The organism is Nostoc sp. LEGE 12447, assembly GCF_015206985.1.
In the GTDB taxonomy this organism is placed as follows: domain Bacteria; phylum Cyanobacteriota; class Cyanobacteriia; order Cyanobacteriales; family Nostocaceae; genus Nostoc.
In genome coordinates this window covers 42,535-60,802 of sequence record NZ_JADEXT010000038.1, presented here as the reverse complement: position 1 = coordinate 60,802, position 18,268 = coordinate 42,535, and the positions used below count along the sequence as shown (strand labels likewise).

14 protein-coding genes are annotated in these 18,268 nt (G+C 40.7%); 5 read left to right on the top strand and 9 right to left on the bottom strand.

The window, feature by feature from the left end; genetic code table 11:
- Positions 1-573 precede the first annotated feature (573 nt).
- The gene (locus IQ274_RS28040) at positions 574-1,590 is read left to right on the top strand and encodes a ribose-phosphate pyrophosphokinase (RefSeq protein ID WP_163928651.1); all 1,017 of its coding nucleotides are present in this window, start codon (positions 574-576) and stop codon (positions 1,588-1,590) included.
- A 158-nt stretch (positions 1,591-1,748) separates the two neighbouring features.
- Here the strand turns inward: IQ274_RS28040 and IQ274_RS28035 are convergent, their stop codons facing one another.
- From IQ274_RS28035 to rsmI, 4 genes are all read right to left on the bottom strand, one after another.
- The gene (locus tag IQ274_RS28035; protein WP_194144129.1) at positions 1,749-5,384 is read right to left on the bottom strand and encodes a response regulator; all 3,636 of its coding nucleotides are present in this window, start codon (positions 5,382-5,384) and stop codon (positions 1,749-1,751) included.
- Positions 5,385-6,373: 989 nt separating this feature from the next.
- Positions 6,374-7,267: a hypothetical protein gene (locus IQ274_RS28030; protein WP_194144128.1), complete on the bottom strand. Its 894-nt coding sequence runs from the start codon at positions 7,265-7,267 to the stop codon at positions 6,374-6,376.
- A 58-nt stretch (positions 7,268-7,325) separates the two neighbouring features.
- Entirely contained in the window at positions 7,326-7,604 is a 279-nt protein-coding gene (locus IQ274_RS28025; protein WP_114083839.1) for a GlsB/YeaQ/YmgE family stress response membrane protein, read from the bottom strand.
- Between the two features lie 241 nt (positions 7,605-7,845).
- Positions 7,846-8,706, bottom strand: a complete 861-nt coding sequence (gene rsmI / locus IQ274_RS28020; RefSeq protein WP_163928654.1) for a 16S rRNA (cytidine(1402)-2'-O)-methyltransferase — start codon at positions 8,704-8,706, stop codon at positions 7,846-7,848.
- A gap of 132 nt (positions 8,707-8,838) precedes the next feature.
- On the opposite strand from rsmI, the gene IQ274_RS28015 reads away from it, so the two are divergent.
- The 3 genes from IQ274_RS28015 to IQ274_RS28005 all read left to right on the top strand — a co-directional run bounded on the left by IQ274_RS28015 (position 8,839) and on the right by IQ274_RS28005 (position 11,551).
- A complete protein-coding gene (locus IQ274_RS28015; RefSeq protein WP_194144127.1) occupies positions 8,839-9,735 on the top strand; it encodes a sugar kinase in 897 nt (298 codons plus the stop codon).
- Positions 9,736-9,999: 264 nt separating this feature from the next.
- The gene (locus IQ274_RS28010) at positions 10,000-10,860 is read left to right on the top strand and encodes a 3'(2'),5'-bisphosphate nucleotidase CysQ family protein (protein ID WP_194144126.1); all 861 of its coding nucleotides are present in this window, start codon (positions 10,000-10,002) and stop codon (positions 10,858-10,860) included.
- 376 nt (positions 10,861-11,236) lie between these two features.
- Positions 11,237-11,551 (top strand): RNA recognition motif domain-containing protein, encoded by a 315-nt coding sequence (locus IQ274_RS28005; protein WP_012408942.1) that lies wholly within the window; start codon positions 11,237-11,239, stop codon positions 11,549-11,551.
- A gap of 126 nt (positions 11,552-11,677) precedes the next feature.
- Here the strand turns inward: IQ274_RS28005 and IQ274_RS28000 are convergent, their stop codons facing one another.
- From IQ274_RS28000 to IQ274_RS27980, 5 genes are all read right to left on the bottom strand, one after another.
- Positions 11,678-12,640 (bottom strand): HEAT repeat domain-containing protein, encoded by a 963-nt coding sequence (locus IQ274_RS28000; protein ID WP_194144125.1) that lies wholly within the window; start codon positions 12,638-12,640, stop codon positions 11,678-11,680.
- Between the two features lie 26 nt (positions 12,641-12,666).
- On the bottom strand, positions 12,667-12,894 hold the full coding sequence (locus IQ274_RS27995) for a 4Fe-4S dicluster domain-containing protein (RefSeq protein ID WP_012408944.1): 228 nt from the start codon (positions 12,892-12,894) through the stop codon (positions 12,667-12,669).
- A gap of 166 nt (positions 12,895-13,060) precedes the next feature.
- On the bottom strand, positions 13,061-13,768 hold the full coding sequence (locus IQ274_RS27990; RefSeq protein ID WP_228058406.1) for an HAD family hydrolase: 708 nt from the start codon (positions 13,766-13,768) through the stop codon (positions 13,061-13,063).
- Positions 13,769-15,478: a fumarate reductase/succinate dehydrogenase flavoprotein subunit gene (locus IQ274_RS27985; RefSeq protein ID WP_163928657.1), complete on the bottom strand. Its 1,710-nt coding sequence runs from the start codon at positions 15,476-15,478 to the stop codon at positions 13,769-13,771.
- Positions 15,479-15,610: 132 nt separating this feature from the next.
- On the bottom strand, positions 15,611-16,681 hold the full coding sequence (locus tag IQ274_RS27980; RefSeq protein ID WP_194144124.1) for an Mrp/NBP35 family ATP-binding protein: 1,071 nt from the start codon (positions 16,679-16,681) through the stop codon (positions 15,611-15,613).
- A gap of 541 nt (positions 16,682-17,222) precedes the next feature.
- On the opposite strand from IQ274_RS27980, the gene IQ274_RS27975 reads away from it, so the two are divergent.
- Complete coding sequence (locus tag IQ274_RS27975) at positions 17,223-18,221, top strand: formylglycine-generating enzyme family protein (RefSeq protein WP_194144123.1); 999 nt, start codon at positions 17,223-17,225, stop codon at positions 18,219-18,221.
- Positions 18,222-18,268: the final 47 nt, after the last annotated feature.

Sequence of the window (18,268 nt, the reverse complement as noted above, 5' to 3'; positions counted from 1 at the left end):
CTTTTAGAGCATTGCTCCCCAGAAGATCACTGGGGGAAGAAGAACAAAAATTAGCGCAGCTTGGCGCTGTCAGCCTTGCACGAAAACCACACCTATGAGAGTTTGTTTAAATACAACTATTTTGGAATTTTATTGTGTGAATTAAAACTTAAAATTAAATCTGCCAGTTTACTTATTTATTGCTAGTATCGTAGAATATAATAGGATACAACTTAAACACTTAGTTCCAAATGCTCCTTGTCTAAGAAGAAACTTCAATACCACTTAAAGTTATAAATACTTTACTGTCAGTAATAAATGATGTATTTAGAAGAAGCAATCTAGTACACCAATCTTTGATAGCTTGAGGTTGTTTGTCTCAACTCAAAAATTTGAATTATACATCTTACTGGACGGACTTGATATCAGTTAAGCTATCAATGGTTTGCTTCCAAAGAAAATTAGACAGTTAGCGAATGATAATTTTATGGAGAAATGCTTAAATTTTGTATGGAAGCTTTAATAAAACTCACAGATGTTTTTTTTAGGCTATTTCTCAGTTAAATCTATTAAATCTTTAATGATAATATTGCTATGAATTCAAATAGAGGATCTGCTGTTCTTAGTTCTGCAACTTTCAAAGTGCAAGCATCTTCAACGGGAATGAATGATAATCATCGCTTGCGGCTGTTTTCGGGCTCTGCCAATTTACCTCTGTCTCAAGAAGTCGCTCGTTATGTCGGGATGGACTTGGGCCCAATGATTCGCAAAAGATTTGCGGATGGAGAACTTTACGTTCAAATCCAAGAATCAATTCGGGGTTGTGATGTCTATTTAATTCAGCCATGCTGTCAACCCGTGAACGATCATTTGATGGAATTATTGATTATGGTTGATGCCTGTCGTCGAGCTTCGGCGCGACAGGTGACGGCAGTAATTCCCTACTATGGCTATGCTCGTGCCGATCGCAAAACGGCAGGACGAGAGTCAATCACTGCCAAGCTGGTTGCTAACTTGATCACCGAAGCAGGTGCCAACCGCGTTCTAGCAATGGATTTACACTCGGCGCAAATTCAAGGCTATTTCGATATTCCCTTTGACCATGTTTACGGTTCTCCAGTATTGCTGGATTATCTAGCAAGCAAGCAATTGCCCGATCTTGTGGTTGTTTCCCCCGATGTTGGCGGTGTAGCACGAGCCAGAGCATTTGCCAAAAAACTGAATGATGCTCCCCTGGCGATTATTGACAAACGTCGTCAGGCACATAATGTTGCAGAAGTGTTAAATGTCATCGGCGATGTTAAAGGCAAAACGGCAGTGTTGGTGGATGACATGATCGACACTGGCGGCACGATCGCAGAAGGGGCGCGATTACTGCGTGAAGAAGGAGCGCGTCAGGTATACGCCTGTGCAACTCATGCAGTATTTTCCCCACCAGCGATGGAGCGATTATCCAGTGGTTTGTTTGAGGAAGTTATTGTCACCAACACGATCCCCATACCAGAAAACAATCGTTTTCCCCAACTAGTGGTGTTGTCAGTAGCTAATCTCTTAGGAGAAACTATCTGGCGGATTCATGAAGATACTTCAGTTAGTAGTATGTTCCGCTAAACTGTCTTCGTGTTACAGGCAAAAATTACCCACGCTGACCCCTTGATTGGGTGCAGTGTGGGCTTTTAGTAGTTTAAAACTTTCTGTACTGAGATTACGACACAAATAGTTCGAGCTTCCAAGCTGGTTTACAGAAAACTCTTTCTCCCCCTGCCCCCTTACCTATACAGCCAAACTCGGAGCAGTGAAAGCAATTGCTCAGTATCTACAGGTTTGGTGATGTAGTCAGAGGCTCCAGCTTCGATGCACTTTTCGCGATCGCCTGGCATAGCTTTAGCAGTTAAAGCAATTATTGGTAATGAGCGAAACTGTTGTTGCTGGCGGATAGCGCGGGTGGTTTCGTAACCATCCATTTCTGGCATCATAATATCCATCAATACTATATTGATGTCGGGATTAGTTTGCAGTCTCTCTATGCCATCTCTGCCATTTTCAGCAAACAGCACTTGCATTTGATAGCTTTCTAAGAAGCTGGTCAGGGCAAAAATATTCCGCAAGTCATCATCTACAATCAAAATTTTCCGATTAGCTAGCACCGGGTCATTTTGATGTAGTTGCTCTAGCATTTGACGCTTTGGTGGGGGCAAATTTGCTTGCACTCGATGCAAAAACAGGGCCGTTTCGTCTAATAACCGCTCTGGCGATCGCACATTTTTAATGATAATTGTCTCTGCTAATCCGCGCAGTTGGGTTTCTTCTTGGCGGCTGAGTTCTTTGCCGGTATAAACGATAATTGGCAGTTTCAACAGTCTGGGTTCTTTCTTGATTTGCTCAATTAGTGCAAACCCGCTCATATCAGGCAGACCAAGATCCAGTACCATACAGTCAAAGTGCTGCGATCGCAAAATCAACAGCGCTTCTGCTCCCGTACCTACTGCTGTACTCTGGACATCACCATTACCAATCAATTCGATAATACTTTGGGCTTGTACGGGATCGTCTTCTACGATGAGGAGATTTCTTACCTGACGCTCAATAAAACCTTTAATATCAGTCAATACCTGAGTTAGCGCTTCTGGAGAAACAGGTTTTTGTAGGTAAGTAATTGCTCCTAGCTGTAATCCCCGTTGCTGTCTTTCATCTACGGAAAGTATATGTACTGGTATATGCCTGGTATCTGGTTTATGCTTTAGACGATCCAGCACCGTCCAACCATCCATTTCTGGCATATAAATATCTAGCATAATTGCATCGGGCTTAAACTGTTGCGCGAGTGCTAGACCTTGTTTGCTCTGTAAGGCAACTATAACCTTAAAGCCCTGCTCACGAGCCATATCTAGTAAGATGCGGGCGAATTTATCATCATCCTCGATAATTAGCAAAATGCGATCGCCCAGTTGAATTATTTCCCGGTCATCTGGAATTTCTTGGGGGAAGGTGGTAAGTACTTTCGCGGTTGGAGAGGTGTCCACAGTTGTGGGTCTGTTTTCTACCAGAGGCACTTCTTTGATAGTCGATGCTTGGCGGATTGTGATTGGCTGAGGCGGTGTAAAAGTACTTTGACTATTCTTTTCCTGTCGTCTGGGTAGGTAGAGAGTGAAGGTGCTTCCCTGCCCTGGTTTGCTGACTAATTCAATTCTCCCTCCCAACAGTTGAGCCAATTCTCGGCTGATGGACAAACCTAATCCAGTGCCACCGTACTTGCGGCTGGTTGTGCCATCTGCCTGCTGAAATGCCTCGAAAATAATCTTCTGCTTCTCGGCTGGAATGCCTATACCCGTATCGCTAACTGCAAAAGCAATCATCGGATTATCAATTTCGGCTGCGTCAGAAAACATACTAATTTCTAACTTCACGCCTCCCTGTTCAGTAAACTTAAAGGCGTTAGCTAGGAGATTTTTCAGCACTTGTTGCAGACGTTTAGAATCGTTATAAATTGTCGGGGGTAACTTGTCATCTAGTTCAACAGTAAAACTGAGTTCTTTATTGTGGGCAAGTTGCTGGAAAGTCTGTTCTAGAGATGTTGCCAAATCTGCAAAAGCAATTTGCTCAATATCGAGCGACATCGTACCCGACTCAATTTTGGCTAAATCTAGAATGTCATTGATCAATTCCAGCAAATCAGTACCAGCTGAGTAAATAGTCCGGCTGTACTCTACCTGTTTATCGGTCAAGTTGTTAAGAGAATTATCTGCTAACAGTCTGGCTAAAATTAACAAGCTATTTAAGGGTGTCCGTAATTCGTGGGACATATTCGCCAGAAATTCCGACTTATATTTGGAAGACAAAGCCAGTTGTTCAGCTTTTTCTTCCAAAGACTTCCTCGCCCTTTCAACTTCCTGGTTCTTACGAGCGACTTCCCGATTTTGAACTTCTAACAGTTCTGCCTTTTCTTCTAACTCCTCATTTAGTTGCTGTAATTCTTCATTAGACTGCTTGACAAGAAATTGTGATTCCTCCAACTCGTGCGCCTGTTCTTCTAAACGTTGATTGCTCTGTTGTAGTTCTTCTTGCTGAGTTTGCAGTTCTTCTGTCAAAGCAACAGACTCTTCAAGTAGTTGCTGGGTTTGCAATTGTGAAGCGATGTTATTTAAAAATACACCCAGATTTTCACTCAATTGCTCTAAAAATGTCAGATGTAGATGGCTGAAAGATCCAAAAGAGGCAAGTTCAATTACGGCACTCACCTGCGTCTCAAACACTATAGGCAAAACAATAATATTTAGCGGTGGTGATTCTCCCAAGCCGGAACTGATGCGGATATAGTCACTAGGAACTTCTGTGAGGAGGATTCTTTGTTTTTCTAGAGCGCATTGTCCCACCAATCCTTCACCCAAGCGAAACTGATTTGCTAAGTTTTTTCGTTCTTTGTAAGCATAACTACTCAACAACTTCAGTACTGGCTGATCGTCTATAGAGGCCATTGCATAAAAAACGCCCTGTGATGCCCCAACCAGTGGCGCCAAATTCGACAATATCAAGCTAGACGCAGTTTCCAGATTTCGCTGCCCTTGGAGCATCTGGGTAAATTCAGCTAAGTTAGACTTTAACCAGTTTTGCTCTTCATTTTTTTGAGTTGTATTTCGCAGATTAACGATCATCTGATTGAAGGTGCGCGTCAACACGCCAATTTCATCGTAGCGATCGCTATCTGCTAAACTCACCGATAAATCCCCATCCGCCATTTTTTCTGCTAAATCAGAAACTTGCTTTAGAGGTGCTGAGATATGTCTGGTCAAGGCAAATCCGATCAAACCTAAAATTAAAGAAAATAAGGGAATACTATAGACAATACTGGCGATCGTTTGCCGGCCAGCTGCTCTTGCTCTCTCAGAGCGCTGTTTCAGCAGTGCATTCTCCTCAGTTTTCATCGCCTGGATAACTTTCTGAATCTGATCCATTAGCTGTTTACCCTGGTCTGTCAGGATAGCTTTCTGGGAAGCTTCTAAACCCTGGCCTTCCCGTAGCTCAATGACATCTTTCATTACAGCCATTCTTTGAGTTATCAGTGGCTGCAAAGTATCAAGTCGATTTTGTTGGTTGGGGTTATCTGCTGTTAACCTTTGAAGCTCCTTAACTTTTTGATTCAGTAATTCAATTGCAGCGTTATAAGGTTCTAAATAGCGCTGTTCGCCCGTAATAATGTAACCACGTTGACCAGTTTCAGCATTTGTCAGTTGCAGATTGAGGTCTTCAAGCTGACTTAGCACCTGGTAGGTATGAGTTTCTTTGCGCGAAGTTTCAATTAGATCGTTCGTGCTTTGGTAGGAGATTAGACCAATGGTGGTCAGAGTTGCCAAACTCAAGGCAAAACTTACTCCAATCTTGGTTCCAATCTTCAAACGGTTAAACATTATTCCAGGCAGGTATTTAAACTATTTCTGTTTTTCAGACTATTTCGATTACGTTCTAACTATCTAAATTAACTGTAGGATGTTTTGTTTATCTGGGATATGCCTAGTTTTTGGTACGGCAAATATTATCAACTTTAATTCTATATATATATATAAATGTAACGTTATTTTAAATAATTCTCTAAATAAATTTTTCTAACGTTTTTATATTTTAATAAATTTCAACCCTTTAAATAGCATAATCTCTTTCAAAAGAAGCAACAATTTTTTTGAAAATTTAATATTGCATTGCGGTGGATATTTAAACAGTTGTTCTTAGATTATAAATTTAACATCAGACTTTACAAAAACAGGTTGATTTTTATGATCGCAGTAATTGACATAGCAAGACTTAGATTCTGCAAAGGGCAAAAGGTAGAATTTATTGTTGGATTGGGAACCATAAGAGAATGTCATCCTAACTCTGGAAACTGATCGTATCTTGTAGAAATGGAAATGGGCTCAGAACCGAAAATGGGTAGGATTGGTTATGAGACGACTATTTTACTATTTGAAACAGATATTATTTTACTCTAAGGCTAACCTCTTGTTGTCGCTTAGATTTAATTTGACATCATCTTTTTATCAAAAACCCCTGGAGGAGATTAAATAATTTCACAAGATTTTAATATTCTATAGTGAAAGTTAAACCATTTTAGGAATAGACAAAAATCTTGAATAGTAAAATTAAGCTGATGGGATACAGAAAATTAACTTCATTTTCTATAAATGCTAAATATAGTAGTTTTGGCGGCTGGATAAAATGCCATTACTATTGTACACCAATATTAAGAACAACCTTAACCTTAGTTATCGTAAGCAATTTTATGCTAGAAAACTAGGGTTTTAAAAGGCAATATATACTTACGTAAACTATTTCATCTATATAAAAAAATATACTTTCCCTATAAATTTCACGTTATTGAGTTTAACTAGAAGTTAGTAATACTCTAGCGATCGCTTCTAGCCAGATCAAGTTCAGATTGGCTATGTATACTAAAATCTTGGATATTGTTACTTTCTAAAACCGCTCTTGCACCTGCTATATAGATATCAGTGCCTTTTATGACTACTAGATAATTTCCACCTGCGACCTGATGCTGATAATATCTGGCGAGATCGTTAGGAATTCCTAAAGTGGGGTAAATATCTTGAGAACTGCTGATATTCATGTCAAGAATATCACTTATTTTGCTGGTAATTTTAGCAATTATTGATACTTGACTCATCGGAAAACCAGCAGTTCTCAGTTCAGTAAGCGCTCTTTTGAGATTATGGTACTTAGAAAAAACACCAATAGCGTGCTTATAACGGCTATTTGGGGTGGAGTATGGCTCATAAACACCCGAATGTTGAAGATCGCGGCGATTAAAAATCCTCTTAGCTAGACAAATTTCTATGTCTATGCCGGTTATCATCACCAAATGATAACCTTTACAGACTAGATCGCTGTAACCTTCTGCTTGCTCTTTAGGAATTCCTAAACTTACCAATACATCCGGTAAACAACTTGCTAGATTGCTAGCGATCGCTATTGCTTGTGCGCCGGCTACCATGACTTGGCCTACACCAGGAACTACCCAGAAGACTAGACCAGCTAATAAGTCATTCAAATCGCCTAAAGCACTACCAGTAAAAGCTCGATCGGTGTCTTCTGAGGATGTATTGCTAGTGCTATCTTTAACTTCAACACCAGCAATATCACTTTGTTCTTCTGCATTTTTTGCAATTACAGAAACTTTGTGCATTGGAAAATTAGAAGCTTTTAGTTCCTGAAGTGCCAATTGTGCGTCGGAACATTTAGCGAAAACTACTATAGTTCTTCGCTCTTTTTCTAATGTCATTTTATCGGTTTATTGCAGTTAGAAGTGATTCCCAAGATTATTAGCTAATTGAAGGTAATTATACAGCTCGGCGAGTCAGTAAACCCCACAGGAAAATCAGTAGCATAGCACCCAGAACAGCAAATAAAATGCTTCCCAAAGATAAAGCTCCTACAGATGCGGCGGCTGCGGAACTACTCCCTAGTAAAACTTGACCCAAATAACCACCGACTACCGCTCCAAGTATTCCTAATATAATCGTGGAGAGAATACCGCCACCTTGGGTTCCTGGATAAAATAACTTAGCTAACGCACCTGCAATTAAACCCAAAACCAGCCAAGCAATAATGTTAGTCATTGAATCTTTCCTTTGTGAGAATGTGCTTTGTCGTTTTCTTTCGACTATTTCATATTAAAGTTTGCCTCTAAAATTACCGATCTATCTAGAGAACTAAAATCAAAAATCTTTAGATATCATTTGAATATTCACTGATTCTCCGGTAGGGTAAATACCCTACGGAAAGCGTCTCTGCGTCTACATAAATCGCCCCTACAGGGTATAATTTTGCGTAAGCCCTAGTAGTATTTTTATTAGTGTTTCAAGACTCAGGAGTAACGACTAAAGAAAGAGCTAGTTGATAAAGTTGGCGACGGGGAAGGGAGGTAAATTTTGCTAACTGACGGCTAGCTTGCGATCGCGATATTCCCTGACTAATTAAAAGTTTCAATTCGGCTTTCAATTCCTCTTCTGTCAGTTGGGGCTGACTGGCTGGAATTCCTGCCACGACTAATGTATATTCACCTTGGGGTTCTCGTTGGCTGTAGTGAGCGATCGCTTCGGCAATTGTCCCCCGCCAAAATTCCTCATACAATTTTGTTAACTCCCGTCCTAGCACAATTTGGCGATCGCTTCCCCAAACTTGTGCTAAGTCTTGTAAAGTATCTCGCAAGCGGTGAGGCGATTCGTAGAAAATCAATGTACGAGATTCTGTTTGCAGAGATTCTAAATATTCTTGTCTCTGTTGAGTTTTCGCCGGAAGAAAGCCTTCAAAGACAAACCTATCTGTTGGTAATCCAGATGCACTCAAAGCGGTAATTGCTGCACTAGCGCCAGGAATGGGAACTACTGAAATCCCCGCCTCAATGCAGGCTTTTACCAGTTCATATCCAGGATCGGAAATTCCTGGCATTCCCGCATCACTCACAAGTGCGATCGCTTTATCGTTAATTAAATGCTCTAATAATTCTGGGATGCGACTGGTACGATTGTGTTCGTGGTAACTCACCTGGGGAGTTTTAACTTGAAAATGCTGTAATAATTTCCCTGTGTGACGGGTATCTTCCGCAGCAATGATATCCACAGTCTGCAAAATTCGCACCGCCCGAAAGGTTATATCTTCCAAGTTGCCAATGGGTGTACCGACAACGTAAAGTGTTCTTGGTTTTGGATCGGTTTGCATAAGAGAAAGTTAGGAGTTTTTGTAGAGACGCGATTCATCGCGTCTGTGCAGGAGAGACAAGAGAGACGCGATTCATCGCGTCTGTACAAGAAAGAGTTAAAAATAATAATTTATGCAGCTATACGAACATATATGACAAACGGATCGTCCAAAATCCAAAATCCAAAATCGGATCATGGGTTATTTGTCGGTTTAGTAACTTTAGATTTGATTTACCTTGCTGAATCTCCCCCCAAAAATAATCAGAAGATTGTCGCTACTGACTATACTGTAGCGGCAGGTGGTCCAGCAACAAACGCAGCTGTAACTTTTAGGCATTTAGGTAATCAAGCTACAGTCTTAGGTGTAGTGGGTTCTCACCCAATGACACAGCTAATTCGAGGTGATTTGGCAAATTACAAAGTTGCGATCGCAGACCTTGAGCCTACCACTGATTTAGCACCGCCTGTCTCCTCAATCATTGTCACCCAAGCCACAGGTGAAAGAGCCGTGGTTTCCATCAATGCTGTCAAAACTCAAGCCAGCAGCGCATCTATCCCACCAGATATTTTGCAAAATGTCAATATAGTAATGATTGATGGGCATCAGATGGCTGTAAGTTATTTCATAGCCCAAGCAGCTAAAGCCAAAAATATCCCAGTAGTAATCGATGGTGGCAGTTGGAAGCCTGGATTTGAGCAAATTTTGCCATTTGTAGATTATGCCATCTGTTCAGCTAATTTTTATCCGCCCAACTGTCAGACTGGAGAAGACGTTTTTGCCTATCTGGCCGGCTTTAACATTCCTTACATCGCCATTACCCACGGACAAAAACCAATTGAATACTTGAGTCGCACTAAAGCTGGTATCGTAGATGTGCCGCAAATACACGCGGTTGATACATTAGGGGCTGGAGATATTTTCCACGGTGCTTTTTGTGATTACATTTTAAGGGAAAGTTTTACTGATGCGCTGGCACTGGCAGCTAAGATTGCTGCTGATTCTTGTAAATTTTTTGGCACTCGGCGCTGGATGGATTTAAAGTGCTGAATGAAGAAAGGGAAGGGGGAAAGGGGAAAGGGGAAAGGGGGAAAGGGTAAAGGGGAAAGGGAAGCAGTAACTTAAAAGTAGGGGTTTCAAATATGGACACTAATTTTTATAGCACTACGTGTCTTAAAAATCTTCTTTTTTATTCGACCTAGTTAAAAATAGTAGCTTTATACCTTGTGGGGAAAAGTTCTTTATCCTTTCCTTTCCCCCTTACCCTTTCCCCTTTTCCCCTTTTTGGTAATCAGATTAATAAAGGTAAATTTAATGAAAGACTTACAAGAAATATTAGCGATCGCTCGTGAGATAGGTTGGGGTGCAGCAGATATACTGCGATCGTATTACCACGGCACCGCAAAAGACCCTAACTTAGATGTGCAATATAAAGAAAATGAGCCTGTTACCGTTGCCGATGTAGCCGTGAGTCAATATATCTTGCAGAAGCTACAAGCAACTTTGGGTAACGAAGATTTTGCTTACATCAGCGAAGAAACCTATCAGCCGCCAACAACAGGCGCACACCCTTCTACCCCTTGGGTATGGATAATTGACCCTTTGGATGGCACACGAGACTTTATTGAAAAAACTGGGGACTATGCAGTTCACATTGCTTTAGTCAAGGAAACACGCCCGGTTTTAGCAGTGGTGGCAGTACCAGAGTCAGAAAAGTTATATTACGCTACCAAAGGTGGGGGGACATTTGTAGAAACCAGTGATGGTTCTGTTCCTTTACAAGTGTCGTCAGGTAAACCAATTGAGGATTTAACCTTAGTGGTTAGTCGCTCTCACCGCAACCAGCGCTTAGATTACTTACTACAAAATTTACCCTCTCAAAATCAGAAATCTGTAGGTAGTGTAGGCTGCAAAATCGCCACTATTGTCGAGCAACAAGCAGATATCTACATTTCTCTTTCTGGTAAGTCTGCGCCCAAAGATTGGGATATGGCAGCACCAGAACTGATTTTAACAGAAGCTGGTGGTAAGTTTACCCACTTTGACGGCGCTCCGTTGCAGTATAATACCGGTGATATCAACCAATGGGGAGGTTTGCTGGCGAGTAATGGTGAATATCACGAAGCACTGTGCCAGCAAGCAGAAAAGATTTTAGCGCAGTTCGACCATAGCTAATGGGACATTTGAGGATGAATATTTTTTAATTTGCTTTTAAAACAGCTAGTCATGTTATGATTGCACCCACTGCCGATAATAATCTTTACCTCTAAGTCCACAGCTTAATTTTCAAAACACTAAATACCTGCGCGATCGCAGATTAAAAGTGTAACTTTTATAGTACAAGCAACAAAAGCCAGCCTTAGAAAGTCTGCAAACCCGCCTTAAGGGTTTGATTTGTGAATAAAATTCACTATTAGACGATATTCAAAGGCTGAAGGCTGTGTTAGACTCATGGACATAAAGATTATTTTCGGTTGAGTAACTAGTTTTGATTTCTAAAAACCGTCTCTCCGAATTTAACTCTCTACACTCCCTGAATTCGGAGACTTCTATGTCAATTTACGTCGGGAACCTGTCATATCAGGTTACAGAAGAGGACCTAAAGCAGGCTTTTGCAGAATACGGAACAGTAAGTCGTGTTCAATTACCCACAGATCGGGAAACAGGCCGGCCTCGTGGGTTCGCTTTTGTGGAAATGGAATCAGACACACAAGAACAAGCTGCCATTGATGCACTTGATGGTGCTGAATGGATGGGACGTGACTTGAAAGTGAACAAAGCTAAACCTCGCGAGGATAGAAGCAGTTCTCCTCGTGGTAGCTGGGGTGGTGGTAATGCCCGCCGCAACAATAACAATCGCTACTAAAGCCGATTCCTAAAAGTTTCACATTTAGAGTCTCCAGCAGATAAAGCCAAAAGCTGCCCTCTGCTGGGATATTTTTTGTATCTAACCTTAAACCATTCATCTATTGCAGCTTCATAAAAAATGGTACTAGGGAAGAAAGTTTTTATCTACTTGAGCCTTTTGAATTGCGCGTTGCGCTTGGATGGAAACTTCTCTATCGGGATCATCCAACACTTGTTGTAAGGGATTAATAGCATCAGGATGAGCTAAATTACCAAGTGCAATTACTGCTTCTTTGCGAACATCTGCATATTCATCTGTTAATGCTTGAATTAATCTCGGCATAACTTGAATATCTGGGATTTTTTGCAAAGCTTGTGCTGCTGATTTCCGCACTTGCCAATGTTCATCATTTAAAGCTATTTCTAATGCTGAAATTGCTTGATGATTTTCATGAATAGCCAGAGATTTCGCTGCATTCCGACGAACTTGCCAGTCATTATCATTTGTGAGTGCTTGACAAAGTATTGTAATCACTTCTGCATCTTGTAAATGTTCTAAAGTTAAAGCAGCAGCACGACGTACACTTGCTTCCTCATCAAAGATTAAATTTAAAGCTTGTGGACATTTTTTTAGTTGATTGATATATCGTAGTGTACTAACGGCTGTTTCTCTTAACTCAGAATTTTTTGATTCTAAAAATAGCAAAATATAAGGCAATGATTGAATATCATGTATCTTCCGCAAAAGCACCAAAATATTTAATTGAAGATTTACATCATTATTTTGAAGCTTATCTAGTAAAAGTAACAAGTCATCTTGTGTTATTAACTCACTTAATGCTGATGCCGCTTCAGTGCGAATATCTGTATCCGATGAACTAAGGCATTCAATTAAAGCAGGTATTGCTACAGGATTAGCAATTTCCCAAAGGGCGGATATCGCTATTTTTTGAACAGTAATATGTTCATCTTTCAAAGCGATGAGTAAAGCATCTATTGTTTCTTCATCGCCTAAATGCTGTAAGGTTTTTACAGCTACTATACGATCATTTATATCAGGCGATTGCAGCATTTCTAGCCAATACTGGAGGTTGTTATCTTCATTCATTGTTTAAAAGCATAGAAAGAGAATCTTTAACGTAATAAAAAGGGAATCTGCACAGTAATTGCATTCGTTGGACATTCTTTTTCACAAGGTAGACAAAACCAACATTCATCATATTTCATATAGGCTTTGCCTGTTTCTGGATTTTTTGCCAACACATCCAAGGGACAAACCTCAATACAGGCTGTGCATTTTTCTAAACATTTCGATTCATCAACGATCACAGGAACATCTATTCTCTGATTAATTAAAGCCATAAAATAACTCCATGATTTCGTACTCAAACTGCTAATCGGTAAAATAAACGGGGTAAGCTTATATGAATTTTTTCACGATTGTAGGTTGTTTATAGGCATTATCCCGATTTCATGTGTTGGGTTCCACTACGTTCCACCCAACCTACAGGAGAGAGCGATCACACTATTAGTTAAGCAACTCTAGCAATTTTAAGAGTTTACTTATCATAAATTTTGGTTTTGCTTCTTGTGTTAAAGTTTGATTTTTTCTGTTGTAATAGCAAAAATCCATTTTGACTTGTGTTGCTCCTGCATAGTCGTGCTTTAGAGAATCTCCAACGTAAATAACTTCTGCTGGTGTTAAATTTAACCTAGATAAAGCATGATGGAATATCTCAGGAGATGGTTTCGCAAAACCAATTGCTTCAGAAACTACAACTTCTTCAAAAAAATGCTCAATTCCAGCAGCTTGCATTCTCGGTAGTTGCGCTGATACAAACCCGTTCGTAATGACAGCCAAACGATAATTGTGTGCGAGAACAGTTAGCACTTCATTTACATCAGGTTCCATTACGCCCGAATGATTAAAAATATGCCAAAAACTTTGACTAAGCTTGCTGAGTTGATCTGTTTGTATATCTAATTGAGCAAGTGTACTTCGATAAGACCTCTCGATTATCTCACTAGGAGAAAAGATATCTTGCTGTCTCCAATACTTGGAATTATAAGTTTCAAAGACTTGAAGAAAAATAGTCTCACTGACTCCATTTAAATCTAAAGATACTGCACAATCTTCTAATGCTCCTAGAATAGCTTGGCGTTCACATAGCTCAAAATTCAACAGTGTATTATCGAGATCAAAAATTATTGCTTTATAGAGCATTTTCATGGACATTCATTTAACAGCAACATTGTAGACTTCTTTGACTGCATCTACTTCTACGATGTAAGGCTCTACAGGACGCTTAAACAATACCATTTGCTCTAATTTATCTTTCTTTAAATTGACATGACAAAACCATTCTTCATCATTCTTTTCTGGATAATCTAAGCGGTAATGATAAAGACCCCAACGAGTCTCTTGACGATATAATGATGCTCTGGCTGCCATTTCTGCACAGTCCCGAATAAAATGAACTTCTAGACTACGCATCAATTCATGGGGATCGCGAGCGCCCATTAAATCTAATGTTTCTTGATATTGAACGAAATGTTTCAAACCAATCTCTATTTTATTGCCTGTTTTCGGTGGTTGCAGATAATCATTAACTAAGCGCCTTAATTTATATTCAACCTGGGTATGAGGTACACCATTAGGGCGAGTTAATGGGGCATAAATTCTCGATTTTTCTGTTTCTAAAAAATCTACATCTGGTTCGATAAAATCTAAATCTTGAATATATTCAATGGCGTGAGTTCCCGCTATGCGACCGAAAACAAATGCCCCAATCATGTAATTATGGGGAACGCTGGCCATGTCTCCGGCTGCATATAAACCAGGGACGGTTGTTTGAGCATTTTCATTTACCCACACACCAGAGGCACTATGACCGCTACATAAGCCAATTTCGGAAATGTGCATCTCTACGCCGTGAGTGCGGTAATCTTCATTTCTGCCTTGATGAAAGCGTTCTCTACTCGGTCGTTCATTTGCCCAAAGTATTGATTCAATTTCAGCGATTGTATCTTCATCAAGATGGGTCATTTTAAGTTGGACTGGCCCTTTACCAGAGTTTAATTCTTTCCAGATTTCCAACATCATTTGACCACTCCAATAGTCGCAACTAATGAAGCGATTTCCTTCGGCGTTGGCAGTATGAGCGCCAAAAGGGCCGGCGACATAAGCACAAGCAGGGCCGTTATAATCTTTAATTAGAGGATTAACTTGAAAGCATTCAATATTACTAAGTTCTGCTCCTGCATGATAAGCCATTGAATAGCCATCTCCCGCATTGGTGGGATTTTCGTAAGTGCCGTAGAGATAGCCAGAAGCAGGTAATCCTAATCTGCCACAAGCACCTGTACACAAGATGACGGCTTTGGCTTGAATGACAATATAATCACCGTTTCTGACATCAAATCCTACTGCACCAACAGCACGACCTTCTTTAACTAACACCCTTGTTGCCATGACACGATTTGTCACTTTGACTTTGTGGCGTTTGACTTGGCGGGTGAGAATGGTTTTTAAGTCTTTACCTTCTGGCATGGGTAAGACATATTTACCGACGCGATGCACTTGTTTTAAATCATAGTTGCCTTGGACATCTTTTTGAAATTTCACTCCCCAACTTTCTAATTCTTGGATGACTTCATAACCTAATTTGCCTGTTTGATATACGGCTTTTTGGTTGAGAATACCATCGTTAGCTAAGGTGATTTCGCGCACGTATTGTTCTGGAGTAGAATGTCCGGGAATGACTGCGGTGTTTACCCCATCCATACCCATTGCGATCGCACCACTCCGTCGGATGTTAGCCTTTTCTAAGATCAGCACCTCTGCATCAGGATTTGCTTGTTTGGCTTTGATACCTGCCATTGTCCCGGCTGTACCGCCACCAATGACAAGTACATCAGTTTTTATCCGTTGGGTATTGATGTCCATAAGCTTTTAGAAGTGGGGAGGAACTTTAAGGATTTATTACCGTTCCAAACGATGTCTTTGACTTTCAGAACTATAAGCACATTCCATACTACGCTAAAACGAGCAATTTACCGTACTTTTTTGATAAAATATTCACATAGAACCGGAAAAAGTAGCATCTAACGCCTCAGCAACTTGTACAAATACTTGACTAGCTTTGGAGTTCGGGTCAACGAGTGTTAGGGGTTCTCCGATATCGCCACCGTTACAGATGAGGGGATCAATGGGAATCTGCCCTAAAAGGGGTGCTTTGAGTTCTTCGACTAACTTTTGACCGCCACCACTACCGAAAATCGGAATTTTTTCGCCACCATTCCCCATGAAATAGCTCATATTTTCGATAATACCGATAACAGGAACCCCAACTTGACGAAACATATAAACGCTGCGGCGGACATCCGAAATTGCCACATTTTGCGGAGTTGTTACCAATATTACCCCGCAAATCGGGCTTTCTTGCACGATAGTAATTTGAGCATCACCAGTACCAGGAGGAAGGTCAATTAATAAATAATCCAGTTCTCCCCACTCAACTTCATGGATAAACTGGGTGATGATTTTATGTAAAACTGGGCCGCGCCAAGCTAAAGGATGGTCTGCTTCAGCCAATAGTCCCACAGACATAACTTTAATACCGTGGGCTTCTAATGGCACAAACCTTTGACCTTTGGGAGTATCAATAACTTTCACTTCAGATTTACCCAGTCCCAACATTTGGGGAACATTGGGGCCGTAAACATCAGCATCCAACAGACCGACTTTTGCCCCAGCTAATTGTAAAGCTGCTGCTAAATTAACCGCAGTGGTAGACTTCCCCACACCCCCCTTACCACTGGAAACTGCTAGAGTTGTTCTTACTCCTGGAATGGTGCAGAGTTGAATGTAAGTTTTTTTGCTCCAAGTTAGAGATGATAATACAGTTTGAATCTCGGTTTCTAATTGATGTTGATGGGAACCAATATACAAACGCAAATATATATAATCATCAACTATCCGCAGATTTCGCACCATCCCCAGACTAATAATGTCATTTTTTAGGGTGCGATCGCTAATTTGCTTGAGAAGTTGCACAATTTCTTGTTTCCGGGCGATGGTGAGGGAGTCGCCAGAAGAAGCTTGTACTTCTTCATCTGAACGCTGGAAAGGTAATTGATGGCTTGACATGAAGAACTCCGCAAAGATAATCTATCAAATCGGGCGTGCAAATTAAATATTCGACAGCTTGGGTGCTAGTTTTGTGATGCACATAAATTTTGGACAAGTCTGATTGAGAACACTCCCTTCTATAGGATTGAGCGCCCCGACAATGAACGCGCTACGAAGAGAAGTAAGCTATGGACAAGTATTAAATTATGGGGTATTTTGACTCTAAATTTTGAGAAGAAATATTTGCTGAAATACTTGTTTTTTAGTAAAGACTATGGAATACTCCTGATATAGTACAGTAAATCAATCGACAATTAGTATTTTAAGCGCTGGTAAGCTTGCCAGTCAAACAATTGGCATTGCTGAATTCAGGTATGAAAATGATTTTGCGTGATTTCAAAACCTTATATAGAGACGTTCCATTGCAACATTTCTCCACCAAGATTTCTATATCTAATCAGCAACGCTAAATAATTTAACTAGTAGGAGTGAGTTCATAACTTTATTTTGCAACAGAGATTTTTCCGTATTCTGGGTTTAACAGTTTCATCGGCGTAAAATGCGAAAAAAACATTGCTTTTTAACGCTACTGCTGATTCAGCTAGTTGCACTCATATCACTATTGAGCAATTTATCCGCATTAGCAGTTACCGTTAATCTCTGTCCTCCAGAGATGGTACTCATTCCTGGAGGTATTTTCAATATGGGAGCGGATGATTCGGGTTTTGTGGAAGAGCGAACAGCGAAAAATGTTACAGTTACCTCCTTCTGCATTGATAAATACGAGGTGACAAACACCCAATTTGCTGAGTTTGTCAAAGCAACAAAGTATGTAACAGTTGCACAACGCCCTTTGCCAAAAGAGCAATTTCCCGACTTACCAGATGAGCAGAGATTACCAGGTTCTCTGGTGTTTCATCAGCCAAAACAAGGTGTTAAGCAAGTCCAATTTCTCAGTTGGTGGCATTGGACACCTGGCGCTAACTGGCAGCATCCCTTTGGTAGTGATAGCACTGTTGTAGGTAAAGAAAACTACCCAGTTGTGCATATTGCCTACGAGGATGCCCAAGCTTATGCAATATGGGCAGGAAAATCCTTACCAACAGAAGCACAGTGGGAATATGCGGCTCGTGGTGGCTTAGATGGCGCAACTTATACCTGGGGTAATCAATATTCGGAGAAAAAAGCCAACACCTGGCAGGGGATTTTCCCTTTTTTCAATACCAAAGTTGATGGTTATATAGGAACGGCAAAAGTAGGCTCTTTTTCGGCCAATGGTTATGGACTTTACGATATGACCGGTAATGTTTGGGAATGGACTTCCGACTGGTTCAGTTTAGGACATGACAACAAAGCTCACAGTGTTAACCCCACAGGAGCAAGTAAAAGTTTTGACCCCAAAAAACCCACAGAGATTGCTCTTCATGTAATCAAAGGTGGCTCTTATCTATGTGCGCCGAACTATTGCAGCCGCTACCGTCCAGCCGCACGAGAGTCTCAAGACCCCGATACAGGAACTAGCCATATCGGGTTTCGCTTGGTGAAGAACCTGGTTTAAAGCAATTTTCATTAGATTGCATTCTTAAGTCCTTTGGAGTACCTCTG

Bases quoted from the DNA above. Each gene is read 5' to 3' on its own strand.
- IQ274_RS27990 (WP_228058406.1), bottom strand. From the start codon at position 13,768: ATGTCCATGAAAATGCTCTATAAAGCAATAATTTTTGATCTCGATAAT.
- IQ274_RS28040 (WP_163928651.1), top strand. From the start codon at position 574: ATGAATTCAAATAGAGGATCTGCTGTTCTTAGTTCTGCAACTTTCAAA.
- IQ274_RS27980 (WP_194144124.1), bottom strand. From the start codon at position 16,681: ATGTCAAGCCATCAATTACCTTTCCAGCGTTCAGATGAAGAAGTACAA.
- IQ274_RS28015 (WP_194144127.1), top strand. From the start codon at position 8,839: ATGACAAACGGATCGTCCAAAATCCAAAATCCAAAATCGGATCATGGG.
- IQ274_RS28030 (WP_194144128.1), bottom strand. From the start codon at position 7,267: ATGACATTAGAAAAAGAGCGAAGAACTATAGTAGTTTTCGCTAAATGT.
- IQ274_RS28010 (WP_194144126.1), top strand. From the start codon at position 10,000: ATGAAAGACTTACAAGAAATATTAGCGATCGCTCGTGAGATAGGTTGG.
- IQ274_RS28000 (WP_194144125.1), bottom strand. From the start codon at position 12,640: ATGAATGAAGATAACAACCTCCAGTATTGGCTAGAAATGCTGCAATCG.
- IQ274_RS27975 (WP_194144123.1), top strand. From the start codon at position 17,223: ATGCGAAAAAAACATTGCTTTTTAACGCTACTGCTGATTCAGCTAGTT.
- IQ274_RS28005 (WP_012408942.1), top strand. From the start codon at position 11,237: ATGTCAATTTACGTCGGGAACCTGTCATATCAGGTTACAGAAGAGGAC.
- rsmI (WP_163928654.1), bottom strand. From the start codon at position 8,706: ATGCAAACCGATCCAAAACCAAGAACACTTTACGTTGTCGGTACACCC.
- IQ274_RS27985 (WP_163928657.1), bottom strand. From the start codon at position 15,478: ATGGACATCAATACCCAACGGATAAAAACTGATGTACTTGTCATTGGT.
- IQ274_RS28025 (WP_114083839.1), bottom strand. From the start codon at position 7,604: ATGACTAACATTATTGCTTGGCTGGTTTTGGGTTTAATTGCAGGTGCG.
- IQ274_RS28035 (WP_194144129.1), bottom strand. From the start codon at position 5,384: ATGTTTAACCGTTTGAAGATTGGAACCAAGATTGGAGTAAGTTTTGCC.
- IQ274_RS27995 (WP_012408944.1), bottom strand. From the start codon at position 12,894: ATGGCTTTAATTAATCAGAGAATAGATGTTCCTGTGATCGTTGATGAA.